This window comes from Microbacterium testaceum (assembly GCF_020781835.1).
In the GTDB taxonomy this organism is placed as follows: Bacteria; Actinomycetota; Actinomycetes; order Actinomycetales; family Microbacteriaceae; genus Microbacterium; species Microbacterium testaceum_H.
Map to the genome: position 1 here is coordinate 410320 of NZ_JAJGNJ010000002.1, position 22312 is coordinate 432631.

At 67.7% G+C, this 22312-nt stretch carries 23 protein-coding genes; 7 read left to right on the forward strand and 16 right to left on the reverse strand.

Features of this window, described 5'->3' with window-relative positions:
• Positions 1-20 precede the first annotated feature (20 nt).
• Entirely contained in the window at positions 21-2984 is a 2964-nt protein-coding gene (locus LL239_RS04530; protein WP_228162252.1) for an AAA family ATPase, read from the forward strand.
• A 31-nt stretch (positions 2985-3015) separates the two neighbouring features.
• Here the strand turns inward: LL239_RS04530 and LL239_RS04535 are convergent, their stop codons facing one another.
• Positions 3016-3279, reverse strand: coding sequence for a hypothetical protein (locus LL239_RS04535; protein WP_228162253.1), 264 nt, complete (start codon positions 3277-3279; stop codon positions 3016-3018).
• A gap of 191 nt (positions 3280-3470) precedes the next feature.
• Here LL239_RS04535 and LL239_RS04540 point away from each other — a divergent pair, with 191 nt between their 5' ends.
• A complete protein-coding gene (locus LL239_RS04540) occupies positions 3471-3845 on the forward strand; it encodes a LexA family protein (protein WP_228162254.1) in 375 nt (124 codons plus the stop codon).
• Positions 3845-5137: a Y-family DNA polymerase gene (locus LL239_RS04545; protein WP_228162255.1), complete on the forward strand. Its 1293-nt coding sequence runs from the start codon at positions 3845-3847 to the stop codon at positions 5135-5137. The genes LL239_RS04540 and LL239_RS04545 overlap by 1 nt, the downstream gene beginning before the upstream one ends.
• Positions 5138-5164: 27 nt before the next feature.
• On the opposite strand, the gene LL239_RS04550 is transcribed toward LL239_RS04545, so the two are convergent.
• The 15 genes from LL239_RS04550 to LL239_RS04620 all read right to left on the reverse strand — a co-directional run bounded on the left by LL239_RS04550 (position 5165) and on the right by LL239_RS04620 (position 19156).
• Entirely contained in the window at positions 5165-6034 is an 870-nt protein-coding gene (locus LL239_RS04550) for a zinc-ribbon domain-containing protein (protein WP_228162256.1), read from the reverse strand.
• A 158-nt stretch (positions 6035-6192) separates the two neighbouring features.
• Complete coding sequence (locus tag LL239_RS04555; RefSeq protein ID WP_228162257.1) at positions 6193-7131, reverse strand: ATP-dependent DNA ligase; 939 nt, start codon at positions 7129-7131, stop codon at positions 6193-6195.
• 56 nt (positions 7132-7187) lie between these two features.
• Positions 7188-7412 carry a DUF2188 domain-containing protein gene (locus tag LL239_RS04560; RefSeq protein ID WP_228162258.1) on the reverse strand — a complete coding sequence of 75 codons (225 nt, stop codon included), beginning with the start codon at positions 7410-7412 and terminating at the stop codon, positions 7188-7190.
• 559 nt (positions 7413-7971) lie between these two features.
• Complete coding sequence (locus tag LL239_RS04565) at positions 7972-8418, reverse strand: single-stranded DNA-binding protein (protein ID WP_228162259.1); 447 nt, start codon at positions 8416-8418, stop codon at positions 7972-7974.
• The gene (locus LL239_RS04570) at positions 8415-8942 is read right to left on the reverse strand and encodes a hypothetical protein (protein ID WP_228162260.1); all 528 of its coding nucleotides are present in this window, start codon (positions 8940-8942) and stop codon (positions 8415-8417) included. Before LL239_RS04570 ends, LL239_RS04565 begins: the two co-directional genes overlap by 4 nt.
• Positions 8939-9328, reverse strand: coding sequence for a hypothetical protein (locus tag LL239_RS04575; protein ID WP_228162261.1), 390 nt, complete (start codon positions 9326-9328; stop codon positions 8939-8941). Before LL239_RS04575 ends, LL239_RS04570 begins: the two co-directional genes overlap by 4 nt.
• The gene (locus LL239_RS04580) at positions 9321-11111 is read right to left on the reverse strand and encodes a type IV secretory system conjugative DNA transfer family protein (RefSeq protein ID WP_228162332.1); all 1791 of its coding nucleotides are present in this window, start codon (positions 11109-11111) and stop codon (positions 9321-9323) included. Before LL239_RS04580 ends, LL239_RS04575 begins: the two co-directional genes overlap by 8 nt.
• Entirely contained in the window at positions 11111-11590 is a 480-nt protein-coding gene (locus LL239_RS04585) for a hypothetical protein (RefSeq protein WP_228162262.1), read from the reverse strand. The genes LL239_RS04580 and LL239_RS04585 overlap by 1 nt, the downstream gene beginning before the upstream one ends.
• Before the next feature lie 6 nt (positions 11591-11596).
• Complete coding sequence (locus LL239_RS04590) at positions 11597-12916, reverse strand: MinD/ParA family ATP-binding protein (RefSeq protein ID WP_228162263.1); 1320 nt, start codon at positions 12914-12916, stop codon at positions 11597-11599.
• Complete coding sequence (locus LL239_RS04595; protein ID WP_228162264.1) at positions 12913-14526, reverse strand: ATP-binding protein; 1614 nt, start codon at positions 14524-14526, stop codon at positions 12913-12915. Before LL239_RS04595 ends, LL239_RS04590 begins: the two co-directional genes overlap by 4 nt.
• Positions 14526-16025: an SCO6880 family protein gene (locus LL239_RS04600; RefSeq protein WP_228162265.1), complete on the reverse strand. Its 1500-nt coding sequence runs from the start codon at positions 16023-16025 to the stop codon at positions 14526-14528. The genes LL239_RS04595 and LL239_RS04600 overlap by 1 nt, the downstream gene beginning before the upstream one ends.
• Entirely contained in the window at positions 16022-17482 is a 1461-nt protein-coding gene (locus tag LL239_RS04605) for a hypothetical protein (protein ID WP_228162266.1), read from the reverse strand. Before LL239_RS04605 ends, LL239_RS04600 begins: the two co-directional genes overlap by 4 nt.
• Positions 17482-17769 carry a hypothetical protein gene (locus LL239_RS04610; RefSeq protein ID WP_228162267.1) on the reverse strand — a complete coding sequence of 96 codons (288 nt, stop codon included), beginning with the start codon at positions 17767-17769 and terminating at the stop codon, positions 17482-17484. The genes LL239_RS04605 and LL239_RS04610 overlap by 1 nt, the downstream gene beginning before the upstream one ends.
• A 24-nt stretch (positions 17770-17793) precedes the next feature.
• Positions 17794-18417 carry a M23 family metallopeptidase gene (locus LL239_RS04615; RefSeq protein ID WP_228162268.1) on the reverse strand — a complete coding sequence of 208 codons (624 nt, stop codon included), beginning with the start codon at positions 18415-18417 and terminating at the stop codon, positions 17794-17796.
• A gap of 1 nt (position 18418) precedes the next feature.
• The gene (locus LL239_RS04620) at positions 18419-19156 is read right to left on the reverse strand and encodes a hypothetical protein (RefSeq protein ID WP_228162269.1); all 738 of its coding nucleotides are present in this window, start codon (positions 19154-19156) and stop codon (positions 18419-18421) included.
• Between the two features lie 358 nt (positions 19157-19514).
• Between LL239_RS04620 and LL239_RS04625 the strand changes: the two genes are divergently transcribed.
• The 4 genes from LL239_RS04625 to LL239_RS04640 all read left to right on the forward strand — a co-directional run bounded on the left by LL239_RS04625 (position 19515) and on the right by LL239_RS04640 (position 22271).
• Positions 19515-19832, forward strand: coding sequence for an ArsR/SmtB family transcription factor (locus LL239_RS04625; protein ID WP_228162270.1), 318 nt, complete (start codon positions 19515-19517; stop codon positions 19830-19832).
• Positions 19833-20045: 213 nt separating this feature from the next.
• On the forward strand, positions 20046-20498 hold the full coding sequence (locus tag LL239_RS04630) for a hypothetical protein (protein ID WP_228162271.1): 453 nt from the start codon (positions 20046-20048) through the stop codon (positions 20496-20498).
• A 91-nt stretch (positions 20499-20589) separates the two neighbouring features.
• Positions 20590-21252, forward strand: coding sequence for a DsbA family protein (locus LL239_RS04635; protein WP_228162272.1), 663 nt, complete (start codon positions 20590-20592; stop codon positions 21250-21252).
• A 26-nt stretch (positions 21253-21278) separates the two neighbouring features.
• Entirely contained in the window at positions 21279-22271 is a 993-nt protein-coding gene (locus LL239_RS04640; RefSeq protein WP_308218561.1) for a flavin-containing monooxygenase, read from the forward strand.
• Positions 22272-22312: the final 41 nt, after the last annotated feature.

Consider the following 22312-nt stretch of genomic DNA (forward strand, 5'->3'; position numbering starts at 1 on the left):
CACGGCGTATCTTGCGGGCCGTGCGCGGAGGTCTGGAGCGGTGGAAGCGTGGTGCGGAATCGCACGGCGTCCGCCAGGCGATGGCCTACGCCTTCGAGGGCACGTGCGACTCACATGTGTCAGCGGGCGCCGCCTCCGCGAGCGGCTACGCCGACGTCTCGGAGCGCACCGTCACTCGCTTCTTGGTGGACGATGGCCGGTTCAGCACGGACGAGCTGAGCCCCGATGCGCTCGCTGCGTGGATAGACGGCCGCGATCCGATCACTGGAGCCGCACGCGGCCGGGTCCTGACGAGTCCGGACGCGGACCTGCTGCTGGACGGCACGATCAACGCGCCGAAGTCGTTCAGTATCGCCGCGTTGCTGCACCCCGATCTCGCGACTGAATTCGAGGCGCTGCAGGACCGGTTGCGGGACCGGGTGATCAAGGCCTGGGCGTCGGAGCTGAACGCTCGCCGCGGCGCCGGCGGGCGTATCCGCGAGGAGTTGTCTCGGATTGAGGTGGTGGAGCTTAAGCACCGCCGATCACGGGCGCTGGATCCGCATGTGCACCGTCACTTGTGGTTGTCGGTGAAGGTCCGCGGCAAGGACGGGCAGTGGTCCAACGTCGATTCTCGTGTCGCGATGAGGTTCCACACGGTGGTCAACGCCGAGGGCGAGCTTGCCGCCCGGACGGACCCACGGTGGCGGGCGGCGCTCGCCGCCCACGGATATAACGTCGCCGCGACGGGAGAAATCGCGGAACTGGCGCACCTGGTGAAGCCGCTGTCCCGACGCTCAAACCAGATCGAAGCGAACAGGGCGGAGCTCCTCGCCCAATGGAGCGAAGATCACGCGGGTAGGGAGCCGACGGCGGACGTCATCCGCGGTATCGACCGGCGGGCATGGGCCACCGGCCGTCCGAACAAGCCGCACCAGGTCGATGAAGACGACTGGGAGCGCCTCATTTGCGACGAGATCGCGGAGCTCGACGCAGCTGTGCGCGCACGGCGCGCTCCGACCGATCACACCGGGGGCGCTCTCGTTCAGGTGGATGTTGCGCTGCTCGCGTCACGGGCGGTCGCTGACGCCGATGCGCGATCGACGGGGTACGGAGGGCGGTTTAGCACGTTCGACCTTCGTGCCGGCGCGATGCGTGCGGTGGCGGCGTCCGGAATGATCGCCGACCGGGATGTCTTGCAGCACACCGTCGATCAGGTAATTGAACGAGCGATGACGGATGTCGAGGACCTGTTGGATGGCGAGGATCGGCGGCCGGCGCATTTGAAGGCGCTGATGGCATCGGTCACGTGGCGGCTGAAGCAGGAGATCGAGGAAGCCCTCGACAGGCTGGCGGAACATGGACGGCGACCGTCGGCGGAGAGCGTCAGGGCAGTGGCGGCTCGTGTCCTCGATGGTGCGGTGGTGCTGGATGATGGTCAGCTCGCGGCGACCGCGGCGATCTCGGGCACAGACCGCTTGGTCAGCGTGACCGGGCCCGCGGGATCCGGCAAGACGGCGATGCTGAAGGCAGCTCGGGCGGCTCTGGAGGCGCAAGGTCGCCGGGTGATCGTGGTTGCGCCGACGAAGAAAGCAGCGACGGTGGCTGCTCGGGAGGTCGGCGCGGACGCGACCAGCCTGCACGCGCTTCTGTTCGACCACGGGTGGCGCTGGGCCGTCGGGGCTTCCGGAGGGCAGGAATGGGTACGTCTGCGACCCGGCGAGACTGATCCGCTCACCGGAGCGCTCTTCAACGGGCCGCGACGCCATCTTCTGCGGGAGGGGGACCGGATCGTCGTGGACGAAGCCGGCATGGTCGACCTCCAGGCCTCATCCGCCCTGTTCGCCTTCGCAGTGGAAACAGGGGTCGGGATCGCGATGGTGGGCGACCACCTGCAAGCCGCACCCGTCGGGCACGCGGGAGCGATGGCCGCTCTCACCCGCCGTGCCACCGCCGTAGTGCAACTTCGCACCGTCCACCGCTTCAACGATCCCGAGTATGCGAACCTCACCCTCCGGCTTCGGGAACCCGCCGGCGCTGAAGATGCGAAGGCGGTGGCGGGTGAGCTGGTTGCCCGTGGTCACGTCGTTCGGGTCGACGGGCAGGAGGCGGCCCGAGCGGTGATGGTCGGTCGCTACTTCGATTTGTCTGAACGCGGGCGGAGGGTGGCGTTGGTGACCGGAAGCAACGACGAAGCGGACGCGCTCAACGAAGCGATCCAGCAACAACGGATTGCCCGCGGCGAAATCGATGCGGCCCGAATCGCTTTCGGCGCTGACGAGCAACGCGTGATGGTCGGTGACGTCGTTCAGACTCGCCGGAACCACACCGCGATGGGTGTTGAGAACCGCGCCACCTGGGTCGTCACTGACATTGATCGCGACATCATTCGCCTCGCCTCCACGAGCGACCAGACGGTCAGGCGAACGGTCAGCGCCGACTATGCCGCCAGCTACGTGCGTCTCGCGTATGCCGCGACTGTGCACGGGTCGCAAGGCGAGACGACTGACGCGTCGATAGTTGGACCTGATGTCGACGCGTCTGGCCTGTACGTCGGGATGACCCGCGGCCGCCACCAGAACGAAGCCATCGTCATCGCCCCCAATGCCAGCGCCGCTGTCACCCGGCTTGCTGAGACGATGCGCCGCGGACTGCCCGAAGTCACCGTCGAGGAATCTCGGATCGCCGCAGCACAGGATCAACGCAGAGCCGCCCACGACCCGGCCCCCGCAGCCTCGACGCAGCCTGCGACCGACTGGAGAACACGAGCGGGGAGATCGACACTGCGGCTTGCGGCAATGTCGGCAACGAAGGTCGCGCGCCAGCACGGCGCCGTAGCTGTGGATGGCGCCGATGACCTGGACCGCCAGCTGGCCGCTCTCCGCCAGGCCATTGCGCACCACGACGAACAGACTGCCGAGCGGACTACGCGCGAAAGCGTTCATTCGCAGACTGATCGGACCGACCACCTCCTGGCGCCGACGCCTGGCCGAGGTATCGGCTGACCGTAGCGTGGTGAACCCGTGTGGCATCCGGTCAGTCGTAAACGTGGTGGACGTGCCACTCGTGCTCGGACCCCTTGAACACGTCGAACACGAACGCTCGCCCGTCCTCATCGTTCGCTTGAAACCGCCACCCGTACATCGCGCGCGCGCCGTCCAGTGGCATCGCCCAGACCCCTTCGCGGAGCCGGGTCGGTACGTTCGTGATGCGCCAGCGGTGGCCGGCGTACAGCATCCGCACGGGGCGCTCATCGACGAGCCAAAGGGTCGCGTGCTGCTCCGTCTCGGCGGTCTTCATGGTTGCCGAGTGTAGAACACAAATTCGAAGCTCGACAGTCCGTAAACGATCGCATTTACGAATGTCGCGTGCTCGGCGCATACTCGTAGTCGTTGTTCAGTTCTACGAGAGGTTGCCGAGTGCGCGCGCTCCTGCTCAGCCCAAGGGCCGCTGCCAAAGTGCTTCAGCGAGCGGACCCCTCGCGTGTCCGCGTGGCTCCCGTCGCCGTCGCCGCGGGGTTCCCAAGCCCGGCACAGGACTACTACGACGGCGACATCAACCTCACCGAACGGCTCGTCGACGACCAAGACGCGACCTTCATCGTCCGAGTCTCCGGGCATTCCATGACCGACGCCGGCATCAGCAACGGCGACGAACTCCTCGTCGACCGCTCCAAGACGCCACGTCACGGCGACATCGTCGTCGCGGTGCTCGACGGAGAGCTCACGGTGAAACGCCTCCGCGTCGAGCGCGCGGGCGTGGTCCTCGCGGCCGAGAATGTGGACTACCCCGACATCACCGTGCCCGAACTTAGCGACCTTCAGATCTGGGGAGTCGCTACGTACTGCCTCCACCACCTGCGCTGATGCTCGCGCACGTTGACGTCAACAGCGCCTACGCCTCGTTCGAGCGCGTCTTCCGCCCCGACCTCGCCACGATCCCGCTGGTGGTCCTCAGCAACAATGACGGCATGGTGGTCGCCGCCTCCCGCGATGCCAAGGCCATGGGCCTGGACCTCGGCGTGCCCTGGTTCAAACTGAAACCCCACGCCGAACGCCTCGGCATCCGCGCCGTCAGCAGCAACTACGAGCTCTACGGCTCGATGTCCGCTCGCGTGATGAGCATCCTGTCCCGCTTCACCGCTGACCTCGACATCTACTCGATCGACGAAGCATGGCTCACCGTCCCCCCTGACATCGCCCGCGACCCCGCTGCGCTGAACGCCTGGGGGCGCGACATCCGCGACACCCTCCGCCGTCTTCTCGGCGTCCCCGTCTGCGTGGGCATCGCCAACACGCGCACGCTCTCGAAACTCGCGAACAAGTGGGCCAAGAAAGCGGACAGCTTCGGCGGCGTCTGCGCATGGGACAACACCCCCCAGGGATGGCGCGATCAACTCATGCAGCGGCTCCCCGTGTCCGAGGTATGGGGGATCGCCTCCCGACTCGAAAAGCGCCTCGCCGGGATAGGCGTGCGCACCATCGCCGACCTCGCCGCCGCCGACCCCACGACCGTTCGGAAGAACACATCGGTCGTGACCATGCGGACAGCCCTCGAGCTGCGCGGCGTTGCCTGCATCATCCCGGAAGGCGACCGCACCGGCCGGAAGCAGCAGATCATCGTCAGCCGATCCTTCAGCCAGCGCATCACCACCGTCGCCGCCATGCGGCAGGTTCTCTCCATCTACGCACAACGAGCCGCCACTCGCCTCGTCAAGAACAACCAGGCCGCGAAACTCGTGACCGCGTTTGCTGCCGTGTCCCCATTCGCCGACAACGAAGCTCCGGCGGGCCGGTCGCTGTTCCCACAGTCGCTCGCCCGATTACCGACGCCTACCGCCGACCCCGTGCAGATCACCAAGGCAGCGCACGCGCTTCTCCCGCAGCTCGCCGACGGCGTGAGGTACGCGAAAGCAGGGTTGATCCTCACTGATCTCCGCAAGGCCCACGAACACCAAACGCTGGACATGTTCCGGCACGCGCACGAGGAATCGAACATCGCCGAACTGATGAGCCGCATCCAATCCAAGACCGGAAGCGACACCCTCGGACTCGGCTACGCCGGCATCCGCCCCGGCCCGAACTGGACCATGAAACGCGAACTCATGACGAGACGCGCCACCACACACTGGGACGAACTCATCGAAGTCCGAGCGTGACCCAGCAGGCAACCGGGTTGACCATCGTTAGCTGAGGTAGGAGTCCACGAACAGAGAACCCCGAATCTCCCGAAGGCGATCGACGAGGCGAACGAGAGCACGCTTGTTCCACGTGGACAGCTGAATGTCCGCGGGTCCCAGCATCTCCAGCTTTCCGGTGCGCAAGCGGATCACTTCCCAGCCGGTAGCGCGCAGCGCCCGGTCTTTCCGCTGGTCGGCGGTCTCGCGCTTACCGACGTGTTCCAGACCGTGCCGGCCGATGCTGTCGTACTCGATGGCGACCCGGAACTCCTCCAACACAATGTCGGGCCAGACCTCCAGGTGTTGAAAGAACGGACGAGCCACCCGCACAGCGTTCAGCCCTTCGGCGAGCGCGAGAGCACCGAAGATGTCAGCGCGCATCGCGGCTTCAACAGCGGACGCCGGCTGCGGTGCGCACCCGCTCACGAAGGCCGTGCCGGTCGGGGCATCCGGCGTCTTCTCGCAGATCACAGTTCGCGCCTTTGGCTTTCGTGCGCGCAGCGTTACCCCCACGGGCGGCGACGGTGCGGTGACGGAGTCGCGCATCGGCATCGCGATGGCGCGGCGCGGGTTAGCGAGCTCGGAACACTCGGGGCACCACGCGCTTCTTCGTCGTTCCCGCCCCGGACGTGACCGCTGCTCGTCTGGGGTTGCCGCGAAGCGATGCCCCCGCTCCTCGCACACCCACAACAGGTAAACGTCGGCCGCGGGTGGAATCTGGCTCAGCGTGATACCCGCGTTCAGATCGGGATGAAACTGCCGGCGTAGTGCCGGATACGCCGCCCACGAATCGCTATAGGTGCCCGGCGCATACGGGACGGCTGCGCCTTTCGACCACTGGCGGCGGGCCCACCACGCCTCAATTCGCTCCGGCATGGCGAGAGGGTACGACGCAGCTGCGACATCGCCCGAACGCGAGACGCGCCGGCTAGAGCTGACGTCCGAGTCCCGAGAGCTACCTTCGGGTGTTCCGGCCAGCGCGGAGACAACGGTTGCGTCCTGGACCCAACCTCCGTGCGATGCTTCAGCCCGGCTCAGCCGGTCACTTCCTCGATCGGCAGTTCTGGGCGCGCGCGAAGATACCTAAGCGCGTGCCGAAACGAGTAGCCCGATCGTGCCACGTCAGAGGAGACCTCCACAACGATGGGCTCCACGCGAGTGATGTCGATCAGGTCGCGCCCACTGCTGTTGAACCGGTCGAGCGCCCCAGGCTTGATCCGTTCCGGCCATGGGTGCCCCCTCGCCGGCGGGCGCATCAAGCGTCCGAGGGCGCGTGAGGCGGCTACCCGCAGCGGTGTTGATCGACCGACGATGCGGAGCTCGCCATCGATGAACAGCCCGAGCACGAGTGCCTCGGGTTGCGAGCGGGCGCCGATCACTGCTGCGCACACGGCATCAAGCGTGTCGCGGTGTTTTACCTTCACCCATTGCCGTTCGCCGCCGCGATATGGTTGGGCGGCGCCCTTGGCGACGACGCCTTCGACGCCCGCCGCTGTCATCGTTTCCAACCATCCGGCAGCCTCCGCGGTGTCCGTCGTTGCTGGCGACAGTGCCAACGGCGGCACCCAGGAAGCCGCTAGCTCCGACAGCAAGGCTCTCCTGTCGCGCAGCGCGAGCGCCCGCGCGTCACGACCGGCGACGGCCAAAATGTCGAACGCCGCGAAAGATGCGGGCGAATCCCGTGCCAGGCGCGCGAGCGCGCCAGTGTTCGTGGTCAGCCGGCGCTGCAGATCGTCGAAGCTCAGCCGCCCGGCACGCCAGATCACGGCCTCCCCGTCCACGACGACGTCCGGCGGCAACTGGTCAGCGGCGGCTGAGATGAGCTCAGGGAAGTGGCGGGTGAGGTCTTTTCCTTGCCGGGACCACATCGAAACCTGATCGCCGTCACGAACGATGAGGGTCCGGAACCCATCCCATTTGGGTTCGTAGAATGTGCCGCCCGGCATTCCGTTCTCGGAGGGGAGGCCGCTCATCGGTCGAGCCAACGCCACGCTCAAGGGCGGGCGTAGCTCGACCGGGAGCGCCACGATCAGCCTTTGACGTTGCGCGGGTCGTTCCCATAGGAATTCCGCTCACCGATCTGACCGTTCTCGTTCCTAATGATGTGCTCGCGATGAGCGCGGCGTGCCTGATCGCGACCCGCCTCGACCGCTTCGGCCTTGGTCGGGAACGGGCCAGTCGTTCCTTTCTCGCCTTCGACGCGGTTGTGCCACGCGCCGTCCTGGTGGAACGTCTCGATGTCTCCTGAGGGCATTACCGTCTCCCTTATTCATTGGTGCGGTCTTGTCTAGCCGTCAGTCGGGGAGGAGCCGCCGGGGTTGCAGTGCGCCGCGCACGCATGGCAGCCGCTTCACGAGCGACCTCGAGCGAATCCTCGCGGCCGACCGAGAATTGCAGACAGCGCCGCTTCGCGAACGTGCCCGTGCGAACTGAGCCCCAGTCGGGGGCGGGTGGAATTCCGGTGGTGGGGGTGGGAGCAGCTCCAGTTGCGCCCTGCGGCGCTTGCCGGTGGGTGACCAATCGGCCTACCGCATCCACGGCCTACCGGGCTGAGGCGTTCGGCGAGCGCCTGATCGGTCAGGGTAGTTCGCTTTGACCCCTCCGTGCCGGCCTTTCGCGGCATATCCTCCCTCGCTGCGCTCGGTCCGGTATTCCACGAGCCGGCACTGCGCGGTCTGCGCTCACTTCATGGCGGGGTATCAGGCAGTGGGTACCCGTGGTGATAGCCGGTTCCACGTAGGAGAACGTTCCGGACGCAGTCGAAAGCGGGTGGGAGTACTCTGACTCCCACCCGCTTCTGACGTGATGGTTGGTTAGCGAGTGATTCCTGCGCCGGCGTACGAGGCCGGTGTGGCTGACGGCCCCGGAGCGTGTGCTGCGGGGCCTTCAGCTATTGGGGTGCGCTCGACGGACACGGTGGCGAACTTCAGGGAGGCGCCGACGTTGTCGGCGATGACGTCGCGGGTTTCGCGGGTCTGGCCGGATTCCTTGTCGACGTAGCTGCCGAACCGGAGGTCGCCGGCGACGACAACGGAGTCGCCCTTATGCAGAGAGTCGGCGACGTGGCGGGCCTGCTTGTCGAAGACGACGACGCGGTGGAACACGGTGCCGGCGTCCTCCCACAGGTTGGTCCGCTGATTCAGGCGACGGTCGTTGATGGCGACGGTGAAGCGGGCGTACTCATTGCCGCTTTCGCCGGTCCCGTGTTCGGGGTCGCCGGTGAGGTTGCCCTCGAGGGTGACCGGGATTCTGGTGGTCATGGTGCGTCCTCTTTCTTTGGGTTGTGAGCGCCCGGGTGGGTGCTCGGGTGGGCGTGGGCCTGGGTGGTCCACGCGGTCCATGCGGTCTCGTCGGTGACGTCGTGCCAGTTGCGGGGTTTGGGCGGGCGGTGTCCGGTGTTGCAGCCGCCGCCATAGGCGCGGGTGAGGCGGGGCATCGCGATGGCGAGGCGTTCGTGCCAGCTGAGCGGCCCGAATCCGGTGTCGGACGGGTCGAACGCGGCGACGTGCGCGGTGTGCAAGGCGGAGAGTTCTTCGACGAGGACGTCGTGTTGCCACCAGCAGGCCGGGACGGTGGAGATGGGCACGTTGTACCGCGTGGTGAACCATTCGACCCAATCCCGCAGCGCCTCCCACGTCGCGGGAGCGTCTTCGTCGGGGAGGGTGCGCCAGTTGATGGTGCCGCCGCCGATGAGCGCCGAGCTTCCGTGGCGGTCGGCGGGGTCGAAGCTTGCTGCTTCGAGGAGGAGTTGTTCGACTTCGGGGTCGTAGTCGCGTTCGGTCATGGTGCCGATGTCTCTCGGGTGAGGGTCGCCCGGAGGCGTTGGAGAGCGATTCGGGAGGCGTCGCGGTGGGTGCGGGAGCGGGCGAGGATCCGGTCGCGGTCGATGAGGCGGTGGAGGAGCTCGTGGCAGAACGGATGCAGCGCGGTGAGGTCGTCGTGTTTTTCGGTGGCGAGCCACCGGCCGTCGAGGACACGGACGCCTCGATAGGTGAGGTGGTGCAGTTCGAGGGTGCGGCGGGTGCCGGGCCGGTCGCAGGCCGCGCAGGTGAGCGGGTGGCGGCGCTCCTGAGTGCGGAACCACTTGTCGCGGCGGGCGAACCAGACAGGGGAGCGGAGGTAACCCGTGCGGTAGCTGTTGCGGACGGCGCCGCGGCGGGCGTTACTCATCGGGCACCGCCTCCGGTGCGCGGCGGGCCGCGAATGTGGCGATCTGTTCACGCTCGGCATCCTGCTTGCCGGCGCGGATCGCGGCGGCGTCGGCGCGGGCATCCCACCCGTCGAGGTTCAGGAGCACGCCGCGCCGGTTGCGGTAGGCAAGCAGCCCGGTGGTGGGCGGCATCCGCCGGATCTCGTCGACCGTCATCAGCGGTTGCCGCTCGATGTGCTCGCTCGTGTTCCGGCCTGCCTGCCGGGTGGACCAGGACTGCTGAGTGCGGCGAGTAACCCGATTGCCGAGGAGAGCCTCGATATCGCGGAGGTGCGCGACATGCGAGGCGCCGCCGAGGAGGACCTTCGCGGTCGCGGCGGCCCAGATGGTGTCGGCTTCGGCGCGCGACCAGGAGGTCTCGGCTTGGGAGAGGGCTTGGAGGACGACGAAGGTGCAGATGCCGCGGCCGCCACCGTCGGCCATGGTGCGGGGGAGGTTTCCCCAGCGGAACATGTTCGCGATCTCGTCGAGGATCAGCCCGAGCGGGAGCCGGAGCCGAGATCCGGGGGAGGCGAGCGCGCGGGTGCGGGCGACATCGACGACGTCGTCGAGGAGCGCGCCGAGGAACCCGCCCATCGCGGACGCGCCGGACGCGGACCCGACCAGGTACAGCGTGTTCTCTCCGTCAAGAAACTGTCGCGGGTCGAAGGCACGGTCGGCGGCGGTGGGGCTGAGGGCCGCGCGGATCTGGGGGACGGCGAGCGGGGCGACGGCCCCCTGGACACCGAACCAAATCGAGGAGACGAGTTTCTCATCTCCCGCGATGACGGCTTCGAGGCTGTCGCCCCAGCCGGGGACGCCGTCGGCGCGGAGGATGTCGACGGCGGAGCGGGCGAGGACGGGGCTGGAGCCCCAGTCGTAAAGGTCGTCGATGCTGCGACCGCCGACGGCGGCGGCGTGCAGGAGCCGGCCGAGGACGACGGAGGAGGCTTGCGCCCATTCGCCGTTGCTGGAGGAAGCGCCGAGCGCGGTTCCGGTGATGATCGCGTCACCGCGCTGCATCGCGATCAGCGGGTCGGCGCACCCGGTGATCGGTGAGATCCGCAGGGGCTGGGCGATGCCGGTGAGGCCTTGCGGGTCGAACACGTGCACGTCACCGCGCTGGGCGCGCATCCGCATGGTGGCGGTGAGGTTGTCGTTGGTGGTGGAGGTGGTCACGAGCGGCCCGGACCAGTCCAGGATTGCGGAAATCAGCACCCGGTAGCCCTTGCCGGAGCGCGGCGGGCCTTCGAGGGCGACGGAGTCTTCAATGGAGACGTACACGTCGCGGCCGCGGGAGCGGCCGATCCGCCACCCGACGTCGGTGGGTGTCGGCCGGTCCAGGTCGGGCCGGAGGTGCCTGGCGCGGGCGAGCACGGCGCGTGCGGAGAGGTGTGCGCCGATCTCGCTGCGGGAGGCGAACCCGGGGCGGGAGCGGAGGTCGGAGATGAAGTGCCCGTCGGACTGGAGATAGCGGGCGTACGCGACCGCGCCGGCGACACCCGCGGCGACGGCAAGGAGGAGGAGCGCCGCGTCGATGAGACGGATACCGAGGATGGGGACCTCGCATCCCGTGGGGGTGATGTAGGCGGCGGGGTCGCCGGCGACGGCGAGCCAGAGCCCGCTGATCGGGCTGGTCGCCGTCGGGGTGGTGCCGCAGACCACGGTGGTGGCGGCGTCGGCGACGACGTTGAACAGCATTGCCAGGATGATCGCGGCGGCGAGAACGCCGGGCAGGATGACGGAGCTGGCTCGGTCGCGCATCACCAGTCCTCCTCCTGCGGCTGGAACCGTGCGGCCGCCGACCGGATCCGGAACGCCTCACCGGTGGCCCGTATCGCCTCCGTGCGCGCCGTCCGCCTGCGGCGGAGCGCCACGGCACCCGCGACCAGCGGGCCAGCGGCGGCCGCGACCAGGATGCTGTCGCCCACCAGGCCCGGGACAACAGCGGTCGACGGGAAGCCCTCGCGTGCGGCGGCAAGGAGGAGCCAGGGCAGCAGGACGGCGGCGCCGGCCACCCCGCCGACCGTGCATCCGACCATGCCGTGCACCCATAGCGGGACCAGGCGGTGCGCGGGCGTAATGCCGAGTTCCAGATCTCGCAGCATCGTCACGCGGCGGGTCCGCATCCGCCGGACGGCCCAATTCACGGCGAGCCCGATGGCGAGTCCGGTCAACGCCGCGATTACGGCGGGTGCCCACGCGTCGAGGTGGGTGAGGGCGGTGGCGAGGGTGGTGTCCATGGGAGGTCACAGGTGGGTGGTGGTGGACGCGGCGGCGGCCACCCATGCGTCCTGGGTGGTGGGGCGGAGGCTGTCGAAGCGGAGCGGCCCGGATTTGAGGGCGGGGTCGAAGGGGATGTGGTGGACGGCGCGGACGCGGCCGGTGAACCCGTCGATGATGCGGTGCGCCTCTGGGGTGGTGTGGCGTTCGTCTTGGGAGACGATCACGACGGCGTGCGCTGCGAGCGCGGCGGAGCGGGCGTCGCGGGCGGCGAGGGCTTCGAGGAGGAGCGCTGCGGATTCGGCGGACTCGGGGGAGGCGAGGGTGGGGACGACGAGTTGGTAGGAGTTGTCGATCATGCGGAGCCACCGGTCGGCGGATTCGTCGTTGCCGGAGTCGAAGATGACGAGCCGGTAGTAGCGGGCGGCGACGGTCATGAGCTGGTCGAATTCTGCCGCTTCGATGCGTTGCCTCGCGGCGAGCGGCTCCGGGTTGGAGCGGAGGACGTCGTACCGGTCCTTGGTCTGGTGGTGCACGAACGCGGCGATGTCCGCAACGCCGGAGCGGGCCTCCGCGAGCCGGGTTGTTTCGGGGAGGAGGTCTTGGACGGTGGCGTCGTGCGGGCCGGATTCGGTGCGCCAGCCGAGGGTGCCGCGGGTGTCGTTGTTGTCCCACGCCAGCACCGACCCGCCACCGTGGCGGGCGAACACGGCGGTGAGCATCGCGGTGGTCATGGTCTTCCCGACCCCGCCTTTGCCGTTGACCACGGCGATCGTGCGGTACCCGGCCCAGTGCTGCGACACCGCGGTGACCGCCGCATTGCGCGCCGTCTCCTGGGCGGACGGGCGCACCCGGAACCCCGCGCGCGCCATCATTCCCCGCCACCCCGTCTGCGCCGTCGGCGCCGGTGCGGTGCCGGTGATGAACGAGGTCCGGCTGGCCGGCTCCGGCTCTGTGAGCTCGACATCCTGCTCGGGCGTTGCCTCATCTGCCGAAGATTCTGTATCCGTGGCATTGCCTGTGGGGATGGTGTCGATGAGTTCGGGAGTTCCGGGGTTCCAGGGTTCGGGTTCTCGGGATTCGCGGCGGGTGTCGGGGTGCTCGGCGCGGGTGACGGTGCCGTCGGGCGCGATCAAGAGCCGGTGCTCGCCACGGTCACCGGTGGCGTGCAGCTCCACCGCCTCGCCCAATCGACTGGCGATGATGACCGCCTCATTGATGACGGTCCCGCGCACGTCCTGTCCGCCGTTGACACGGAGCTGCCGCTCACCATCCGGGGTGACGAGGGTCGCGGTGGCGCCGTGCACGGTCGCCTGGATCTGCGGGTGGTGGGTGAGGAGGGTCATCGCGTTTCTCTTTCTGCGGTGAGCCAGCCGGTGAGACTGGACTCGGGTTCCGGGGTGGGGTTCGGCCACAAGTCCTCCACGGCCATCGGCTCCAATCCGGCCGGAATGAACTCGACGGGGGTGAGGGGCGGGTCCGGGAGGGGGAGGACGGCGTCGTCGGTCTTGAACAGGTCGTATTCCCAGTCGCTGGAGGTAGAGAAGCAGTCAACGAGGTAGGAGAACTGGCCGACGTACGCGATGAATTCGCCTTTGCGGAGCTGCCTCGCCATGTCGACGTGCGCGGCGGGGAGGTTGAGGCGCTCCCGGAGCGCGGCTTGTTCTTGGTGGTTGACGCGGAAGATGAACTTGTTTTCGATGTCGCCGACCATCGAGTAGGCGAGGTGGCGTTCTTGGGAGCCGGCGGCGCCGACGGCGTCGAGGTCGCCCATCTTGTGCAGGATGACGATGTTGCTGATCCCGTAGTGCCGGGACAGCTTCAGCCACTGCTGGTACATCTGCAGCGCGGCCAGCGATGTCATGTCTCGCCACCCTTCCTCCCGAATCACGTACCGCGTGCGGTGCGCGTCACGGTCGGAGATCACCGCCTGAATCCACGCGGTCGCGCATACCTGCGTCAACTGCGCCACGAGCTCGCCGCGCGCGAAGAGCTCCGAGGTGTCCACCACCACCAACGGGGAGCCCTCGTCGAAGACAACGGTCGATTCGTCCTCGAAGAGCCCGGAGAGGTCACCGTCGACGAACCGGCGCAGGACGTACCTGGGCCCGGAGGCGGCCGCGATGAGTTCGGTGTCTTCGGTGTCGCCGCCGGCGATCCGGATGATCTCGGCGTAGACGGCGCGGAGGGTGGGGCGGTCGCCGGTGGTGCTGATGGCGCGTTCCAGGGCGAGGTGGATGCAGGCGTGCTCCGGTGCGGTGAGCGCTTTGCCGCCGAGCGTCATCTCGATGAGGGAGATGAGGGTGGTGATGCGGCGTTGCCTCACCATCTGTTCGTGTTGCTCGTCGGTGGACCGGGTGCGGCGGGGCCCGCGGGCGAGCGGGTTGAGGCGGGTGTGGGTGTCGTGGCCGAGGCGGATGACGGTGCCGCCGACCGCGTCAGCGACCACCACCCACTCACCCTTGCTATCCGAGGGCACGACGGCCTGGTGACCGAACGCGAGGGAGCGGACGACGAGGGTCTTGATGGTCGCGGACTTCCCCGACCGGTAAGCGCCGAGCACGAGAACGTTGGTCGAAAAAGCGCCCCGCTCGGTCGCGTCGGCGTACGTCTCCCACGGCGAGAAATGCCACAGCGCATCGGCGTTGAGGTCGACGCCGACGATCGGGCCCCGGTGCCCGAGGCCGGTGTCAGCAACGAACGGGTAGATCCCGGCGAGATGCTGCGAGGTCGCCTGATGCCCCGGCACCCGCATCGGTGCGAGATTCCAGTACCCGCCATCGGTCAGCCCAGGGCCGAAAGGCCCGGGCACGGCGGCGTCAGGAAGTCCTCGACTGTCTCGGCGCCCCGATTCTGAGCCGCTGTCGCGGAGGGCGGTGCGGATCTGCTGCTCGCGGGCGCGCCGGGCGGCGCGCGTCTCGGAGGCGGGCGTGAGGTGGACGACTTTACGGGTCATCACTTCATCCCCATCCCCAGCGGCAGCGCATTGACGAGCAGGGCTTCGGCTTGCTGGCAGTACAAGATCTGCGCCTCCATCCCGACCTGGGACAGCGCGTTGCGGGCGCCGGCAACGGACTGTTCCAGCTGCTCCTCATCGGGGGCGGTGATGGTGAGGTAGGCGCCATACCGGAACTCACCGTGACCGGCGACCAACTCTTCTTCCTGGCGTTCGAGGGCGAGCCAGTCGGCTTCGTCGGCGGCGGACCCGTCGGCGTTGCGGCGGGCGCGCATCTTCTGGTTCCCCCGCCACACCTTCTTCTCCTCCCGGATCCGGCGCAGCGCCTTCTCCACCGGCACCGGCGTCAGCACGATCGAGAAGATGTGCGTGACCGCTTCCCCGGTGACGGGGTGCCGGGCGAACACCAGCGGGGAGATGAACCCGATCGGGGCGTCCGAGCGCGGCCACTCGTGGATCCACATGGTCGTGTGCACACCGGAGTCGGTGATGACGAGCCCGTTCTTCCCGCGTGGCTCTTCCAGGTACATCGGCCCGATCGCCGAGAGCGCCACACCGTCCTGTTCCGGGTCGCGGTTCTGGACGGTGGAGAGGAACTCGGGGTCAAACGCGGTGCGGGACAGGGCGGCGATGTCGCGCGGGGTGAGCCAGCGGCGGACGGTGATGCGGGCACTCCGGAGCGCGTCAGTGATGTTTCGGGCCTCGATCGCCGCCAGCCGTTGCACCGCCTCTGCTCTACCACCGAGCGCCTTCAACTGGGCGGACAGCGCGGGAAGGTCGAGGGTGAGGGTCAGGAAGTTCCGGTGCGCAACCGCGAACCGCTCCGAGCCATCCATCACCCGCTGGTAGTTGTCGGCCACCTCCGGGGTAGGAGCGTCGGGCAGGCGGAGGGTAATGTCGTCGAGGTGGGCGCGGGCGGCGCGGATCGTGGTCGGGGTGGTGCGTTCTTGCAGGGTGATTCGCTTCACCCCGGGGCGTTGGGTGATTGCGGCGAGCACGTTCGCCCACTGCTGGGCGAGATCGCGGCGCTCGAGGATGTCCTTCATCAGGAATCCCTGCACCTCCAGCTCCGCGGTGATGGAGACAGTGCGCTCGTGTGGGCTGTAGGCGGACGCCATGCCTTCGACATCCCAGATCTGCACCGACGCGCGCGTCCCGGGGAGGTTCAGCGTCCCTTCCTTCGCAGGCGCCTCTGGTCGGTACTGCTGTGTCGTCGCGCCCGCGACGTGCCGGGCCTGCTTCGACAGCCACAACGCGAATAGTCGCGGCGCCGACATGCCCTGCAGCTGCACGAGCGCGAGGATTCCGAAGGGGAGGTAGATCGGTGCGGTGGCGAGGAGGCCTACTGGTCCGAGCCGGTTGATCCCGATCAGGATGGTTACGGCGGCGATGGTGACGCAGGCGATCTGCCAGGCGTCCATGCCGAGGACGATGCCTTGCCGTGACCGGCGCGGGAGCCGGACCGGGCGTGACGGGTCAGTGACGATGGTGCTGGTCATGAGGACCTCCGAGGGGGAGTCGGGGCGGGGGCCGCACTGGGTGAAGGAGCAGAAGCCGGCGATGAGGGACGCGGCGTGGGTCCGGCGGCGGCCGTGCCGGCCGGCGGCGCGCCAGGTCGGGACGGTGCGGGCGCGGGGCGGCTGCCGTTGGCCGTGATCGGCGGGCGCGCCGACGTGCCGCTGGCGCGACTGGCGGGGGCGGCGGAAGGAGCGCGGCCGGGACCGGCGGGTGCTCGGGTGCCGGCGGGGGAGCTGCCGACGCGGGTGGGGATACGAGTGAGGGTGCGGGCGGTGTTGGTGCCGGAGCGGGCGGCGTTGCTGCCCATTCGGGACCCGATGGAGTCGACCGCGGAGCCACCGATGAAGGAGAACAGTCCGAAGACCGCAAAGGGTGCGAACGTCACCAGAAGCAGGCCGAGCAGGAGCGGCCAGGATTGCGGATCCCAGATCGTGGTGATGTTCGCGAGACCGTTGACGATGAGCGCGAAGAAGCCGATCGTGAGCGGCGTCGTGAGTAGCAGCGCGACGACGGCGGAGACGTACCGGATGACCCATTGGGCGCCGAGGGTGCGGACGGGGAAGATCATCCACGCGATCGGCGCGACGGCGATGAGCGCGGCGAGGGCGAGGTTGCGGAATGCGAAGACGACCAGGAGCAGGAAGATCGCGACCATCAGCAGGGAGTGGATGAGGAACGCGAAGAAGTAGTTCGCTTGCCCGCCGGCCCACATCACGCTCTGCAGGGTGGAGAACAAGCTGCCCGGGCCGTCGCGGTTGAGGATGTACCAGGACATGTCATCGACCGCGTTCAGTAACAGCCCGGTCAGCCACAGCCCGATCGGGACGGCCGGGATCGCCAGGAACGACCGGATAATCGCGCTAATGAGGGCGTCGCGGTCGCGAGAGACGACGGCGGCCGTAATGGCCCAGATCATCGCCCCGAGCAGCACCATGAGGATGGCCCACGCCCAGAACGACCACTCGCCGGTCGCCGCTGACCACAAGGCCGTGGTGGTGTCAAAGCTCATCGCCGTCAGGACCGTGTGCATGACGGTGGTCGCAGCAAGAGCGGCACCCCGGCCGGCGTTCTCGAACGTGATGCAGACGACATCGCCAACCGAGCAGCCGTACTGAACGACGATCGCCTTCCCGCCAGCGGCGCGGATGGCGTCGTGATGCCCTTCGTATGTTGTGCAGACCGTTGCGGTACTTCCGCTTGTCGGGACGCCGAGGAAGCAGGCCGCGGTGCGGACGTCTTGAGGGTTGTCTGGTGTGCAGGAGACCTGCCCGGCTTCGGCCGTGCATGTGACGGGGTAGGCGGGGGCCGACCACGACACCCCGTTCACGGGGTTTGCGGCGGTGGCGGGGGCAGGCGCGGCGGTGGCGGGCGGCGCCACCAGGAGCATCGTGGTGAGGCCGAGGGCTGCGGCGACCGCGAGGGTGCGCAGCGTGCGCATCAGAATCCAAAGTCGAAGTTGATGAACCACTGGAAGATGCCGCTGACCGCGCCGAGGATGGCGGCAGCGAGGAAGATCCAGAGGATGTGTTCGCCCGCCCAGGAGCGGACGCGTTCGTTGCCGGCGCCACGGAACGCAAGTGACCCGCCCGCGACGATCAGCATGGTGAAGACCACCAGCATTCCGGCGGCGAGCACATAGGACACGATGACTTGGAAGCCGCCAAAGAACGGGGCGGAGAAGTCCGGATTGATGTCCGGAACGTTCACCGACTGGACGATGGGCATGCTGTTCTCCTTCTATCCGGGGGGTTATGGCAGGGCGAGTCCGAGCGAGTTCATGAAGGGAGCGGGGTCGATCGAGGTGCCGTGATCGATGACCTCGTAGTGCAGGTGACATCCGAACGACTTCCCGGTGTTGCCCTCCGCGCCGATGGGGGTGCCGGCGGTGACGGTGTCGCCGGTCTGGACGCGAAGTGAGCCCCAGAGCATGTGGCCGTAGAGCGTGGTGAGCCTGTCGCCGTGATCGATGCGGACGGTGTTGCCGTAGCCCTGATAGCTGCCCGCGGTGATTACCGTGCCGGGTCCGGCGGCGTAGATGGTGCTCCCGCACCCCTGCGCCATGTCGTACCCCTGGTGATTGACGGAGCAATACGCGCACCCGATCACCGGGTTGTGCCCGAACCCGCGACCTTTCGTGAACCCGCCGGCCAACGGCATCCCCCACTCTCCAGACGCGGACGGTGTGCCGCCGCCGTCCTCGGCGGGCGGGGGAGGGGGCGCTCCCGTGGCGACGGCTGCAGCGATCAAAACCATCGGCATGAGGATGATCCCGGAGGCGGTCGCCAGGACGATGGCTGCGATCAGGAGCATGCGCCGCCCGGTGCGGCTGCGAGCGGCGGTGAGCGCAGCGACCGAGACGGCGGGGGCGGGCATTTCAGTCCCCGAGCGCCGAATCGAAGAACCGAATCAGCATGCAATCCCCAGGCGCCTGCGTCGATCCGGGTGTGGGAACCGAGGCGTCGCCGCACAGCACCTGCGCACTGACACGCACCTGCTCCTCATAGCTGTGCTCAGCCGAATCCTCACCCTCCTCCGTGAAGGTGAGGATGACGTCGCTCGTGCCGATGAACATGTCGTCTCCGGCGTAATCCGGGACGGGCGTGTAAGACATCTCGCCCACGGTGATGGCGACTACACGACCGTCCTCGTCTTCGAGCGACGCCCACACGGCATCGGGAAAGACGACCGCCTCCCGCATCTCTTGCTGGTAGCGCGTCACTTGGGCAGCTTGCTCTTCGGGGTCGGTGTAGCGGGGGTCGGGCGTGAACCAGGTGTCGAGGTAGGTCACCCACTCCTCGCGTGTGGCTCGGGTGGTGTCCACCGTGCCTGCCGCCTCGATCGCCGCGCGCAGGTACACCTCTTCATCCGCCGTGATCGGCTCCGGAACCCACCCCAACTCGGTGACGGAGGCGTCCACCACCGATGCGTTGGAGGCTGTCGGGGCCGGGGTGGTAGCAGTTGGCGTCGAGGATCCTGATGGCTCAGGGGCGGGGGCCGCGCCTTCCCGAGGCGTGATCGCGATCGTGACTGCGAGGATGACGGCTGCGGCAAGTACCGCGCCACCGGCGATAAGCCACGCAAAATTCCGTGTTCGCATCCGTCGTTGCGCCATCACGAGAACCGCCCCTTCGTCTGCCGGGCCTCGCCAACGAAGGCAAGTCGGAGAGGCGCGGCTTGAACGTGACCGAATACTAGGCCTGCCGAAAGTGGCAGTGCACGGACGGTTGTGGATAGTGAAAAATCCCTCATCAAAAGGCTTTTCCGCGGCACAGGGGCGCTTATACACCCTCCGTGACGCGCTCGTCTGTAGGCCGATTGGGGGACGCGCCGCTTGTGCCCGGCAGCCGTCGCCGTACAAAGATGCGAACGCGGAAGCGGAGCCATGAGTGAATACTACAAATACCCACTCGTGAGTCAAGCGGAACGAAGCATTCGTAGTGCGGCCCGGGCCCGGCGGGCAGAATGAACGGGTGGTGAGTTATGCGCGCCCGGCATCCAGCGAGGGCCTGAAAGACCCGGTCGAAGCCCTTGGGTCGATGGTGCGTGCGAGCATCATCGGGTACCTCCGCACCAGCGGTCCCGCCGGTCGAGCGGAAATCTCGCGTGCGCTGGAACTCAACCCCAATACCGTGGTGAAGACGCTCGTGTCGCTGTACAACGCCGGTCTACTCGTCTCCGACCCACCGTTAGGAGAAGCACGTCAAGGTCAGCGAGTGACCTACCGAGTAAATAACCCCGCCGTGACAGAGATGTATCTGCAGCTCGGGCAGGCGATTGGCGAGGTCTAGCACGCGCGCCAGCGCGACCTTGCGGCTCGTCTTCAATGCTCGGGCTCCGCTTCACCCTCATCAGAACCAGGACTGACATGCACGCGCGCACACTCGGACAAGGCCTGCGGGCCTCCGCGATCGGCCTGGGGGGAAGGGGCTCCGACGCCCGCTCGCCAGCAGAGATGTGGCGGCGTCTGAGTGCTCTTTGGTGTGCGCGGTAGGCTGTGGGGGATGGTCTCTTCGGCCCGGATTCCGCGTTCCGCGACGCTGAACGAGCAGTGGTTGATAATGAGGCTCATTACCAGCATCGGTCTGGCGTTGCTACTGATGCTCGGTCTGGCTGCAACGGCGCATGCGGAATCGAGCGAGGCGGCGTCTATTCCGCTCCTGGTATCCGGGCTGATGGACCCGCACGTGGAACCGGTGGCCGACGCCCCCGCAGAGCACGAGGAAGCCGCCAGCGGCGCATGGTCCGGATCGAACGCGCTGGCCGGTGCGGCGTTGTGTGTGTTTGGTGTTCTGTGTGGCCTGACGTTCATGGTGGCCTTGCGAACGCTGTGGCATCGACGGATATCGCCCGTTCTCAGTGAGGTGTCGCGGGTGCCTTCGCTGCTTGCTGTGCCGGCTCTGCGCGCGCATCCGGTGATGTTGTCGTTGACGCAGTTGGGTCTTTCTCGAACCTGAAATCTGGCACGCCGCCCCGCGGGGTGGTGCTTCGTCCCGGGGTTGCGTGCCCGGGATCTTCCCTGTGCCGTGTCTTGGTTTGGAGTACCCGATGAAAACCCCTCTAAAGGTGACCCTCATCACCGCTGCCGTCGTAGCGGTGATGGTTGTGGCCGCGCTGATCTACGTCCTTATCGACCGCAGTCAAACCCCTGCCTCTGGGGAAGGTTCCTCGCCGCCGCAGGTGTTGCGAGAGAGTTCGCATGTTCTCGATGACGGAGGCGAGGGTGCCGTCACCGTGGTGGAGTTCTTGGACTTCGAGTGTGAGGCGTGTGGCGCTTTCTACCCCATCGTGGAGGATCTGCGGGAGCAGTTCACGGGGGAGATCACCTACGTCGTCCGGTACTTCCCGCTCCCAGGTCACTTCAACTCGAAGAACGCGGCCCTTGCCGCCGAGGCGGCGGCGCAGCAGGACCGGTTCGAGGACATGTACCACCGGTTGTTTGAGACCCAGGCGGAGTGGGGTGAGGCGCAGGAGTCGCGCGCTGACCTGTTCCGCGGTTTCGCGGAAGAGCTCGGGCTGGACATGGCTGCCTACGATGCCGCTGTGGCTGACCCGTCGACGGCGGAGCGGGTGGAGTCGGACTTCCAGGAGGGGCGTGCTCTCGGGGTGAGCAGCACTCCGACGTTCTTTGTGGATGGTGAGATCGCCGAGCTGCAGGAATGGGATGACCTCGAGAACGCCATTCAGGCCGCGGTGAACGGTGGCCGGTGATGCGGGCGGGGTTATCGCATCGCCGGGTGATCATCGTCGGCGCCGGGCAGACGGGACTCGCGGTCGCCGCGGCGTTGATCGCGGAGGGTCTGCGACCACAGCACGAGTTCGTGGTGATGGACGCGGCCGCGGCGGGGCAGCGTTCCTGGACGTCGCGGTGGCATTCGATGGAGCTGCTCAGCGACGCCCGGCACAGTGCGCTGTCTCCGCGCCAGCTGCTGGGTGATCAACGCCGGCATCCTCGAGCGGATGAGATGGCTGACTACCTCACCTTTGTCGAAGCCGGCCTGGGTGTGGAGACCGTCTGGAATGTCCGGGCTACCGGGGTGGAGCATCGGGGCAACGGCTCGACGCTGTTGCTGTCGACGACAGTGGGCGAGGTGCAAACCCGCAACGTGGTCTGCGCGACAGGTGCGCACACTCACCCCCGGGTCCCGGACTGGGCGGACGGGCTGACGGCGCCGGGGGTAGTGATCCATAGCAGCGAGTACTTGTATCCGAAGCAGATTCCCACCGGCGACGTGCTGATCGTCGGCGGCGGGAACAGCGGCGTGCAACTGGCCCGCGAACTGTCTGCCTCACACACCGTCACTCTGTCCACCCGCACTCCGCGCCAGCCTCGGCCCGCGATGAGCTACCCCGCCATGGCAGGCGAAAGCGTGCCGCTGTTCTCCCGTACGCGGCGACCCGAGCCCATCTTCGGCGACAGCTACGAGCATCTGCGCCGCCGGGGCGTCACAATCGCCCCCGCAGTCGAGGCCGCGAACGGCGCCGTGGTGACCTTCGCCGATGGCACACAGGTGTCTCCCCGGTCGGTGATCCTCGCCACCGGCTACGACCCCGGCGACCGTTGGCTGCCGCAACCCAACGGCTCTGCGCGGCCTCGACGCACCATGACCGGTCTTCCCGGATTGTTCGTGGCGGGGATGCCGCAGTACGGCGGCCGTGGCTCCGACACCGTCGCGGGGGTCTGGAGAGACGCAACGACGATTGCCCAGCACATCATCAACCGGCCCTGAAAGGACCGTCCCTATGACCACAGAGCCCACAACCTCTCGTG

Bases quoted from the DNA above. Each gene is read 5' to 3' on its own strand.
- LL239_RS04535 (WP_228162253.1), bottom strand. From the start codon at position 3,279: ATGAAGACCGCCGAGACGGAGCAGCACGCGACCCTTTGGCTCGTCGAT.
- LL239_RS04545 (WP_228162255.1), top strand. From the start codon at position 3,845: ATGCTCGCGCACGTTGACGTCAACAGCGCCTACGCCTCGTTCGAGCGC.
- LL239_RS04550 (WP_228162256.1), bottom strand. From the start codon at position 6,034: ATGCCGGAGCGAATTGAGGCGTGGTGGGCCCGCCGCCAGTGGTCGAAA.
- LL239_RS04555 (WP_228162257.1), bottom strand. From the start codon at position 7,131: ATGAGCGGCCTCCCCTCCGAGAACGGAATGCCGGGCGGCACATTCTAC.
- LL239_RS04560 (WP_228162258.1), bottom strand. From the start codon at position 7,412: ATGCCCTCAGGAGACATCGAGACGTTCCACCAGGACGGCGCGTGGCAC.
- LL239_RS04565 (WP_228162259.1), bottom strand. From the start codon at position 8,418: ATGACCACCAGAATCCCGGTCACCCTCGAGGGCAACCTCACCGGCGAC.
- LL239_RS04570 (WP_228162260.1), bottom strand. From the start codon at position 8,942: ATGACCGAACGCGACTACGACCCCGAAGTCGAACAACTCCTCCTCGAA.
- LL239_RS04575 (WP_228162261.1), bottom strand. From the start codon at position 9,328: ATGAGTAACGCCCGCCGCGGCGCCGTCCGCAACAGCTACCGCACGGGT.
- LL239_RS04580 (WP_228162332.1), bottom strand. From the start codon at position 11,111: ATGCGCGACCGAGCCAGCTCCGTCATCCTGCCCGGCGTTCTCGCCGCC.
- LL239_RS04585 (WP_228162262.1), bottom strand. From the start codon at position 11,590: ATGGACACCACCCTCGCCACCGCCCTCACCCACCTCGACGCGTGGGCA.
- LL239_RS04590 (WP_228162263.1), bottom strand. From the start codon at position 12,916: ATGACCCTCCTCACCCACCACCCGCAGATCCAGGCGACCGTGCACGGC.
- LL239_RS04595 (WP_228162264.1), bottom strand. From the start codon at position 14,526: ATGACCCGTAAAGTCGTCCACCTCACGCCCGCCTCCGAGACGCGCGCC.
- LL239_RS04600 (WP_228162265.1), bottom strand. From the start codon at position 16,025: ATGACCAGCACCATCGTCACTGACCCGTCACGCCCGGTCCGGCTCCCG.
- LL239_RS04605 (WP_228162266.1), bottom strand. From the start codon at position 17,482: ATGCGCACGCTGCGCACCCTCGCGGTCGCCGCAGCCCTCGGCCTCACC.
- LL239_RS04610 (WP_228162267.1), bottom strand. From the start codon at position 17,769: ATGCCCATCGTCCAGTCGGTGAACGTTCCGGACATCAATCCGGACTTC.
- LL239_RS04615 (WP_228162268.1), bottom strand. From the start codon at position 18,417: ATGCCCGCCCCCGCCGTCTCGGTCGCTGCGCTCACCGCCGCTCGCAGC.
- LL239_RS04620 (WP_228162269.1), bottom strand. From the start codon at position 19,156: ATGGCGCAACGACGGATGCGAACACGGAATTTTGCGTGGCTTATCGCC.
- LL239_RS04630 (WP_228162271.1), top strand. From the start codon at position 20,046: ATGGTCTCTTCGGCCCGGATTCCGCGTTCCGCGACGCTGAACGAGCAG.
- LL239_RS04635 (WP_228162272.1), top strand. From the start codon at position 20,590: ATGAAAACCCCTCTAAAGGTGACCCTCATCACCGCTGCCGTCGTAGCG.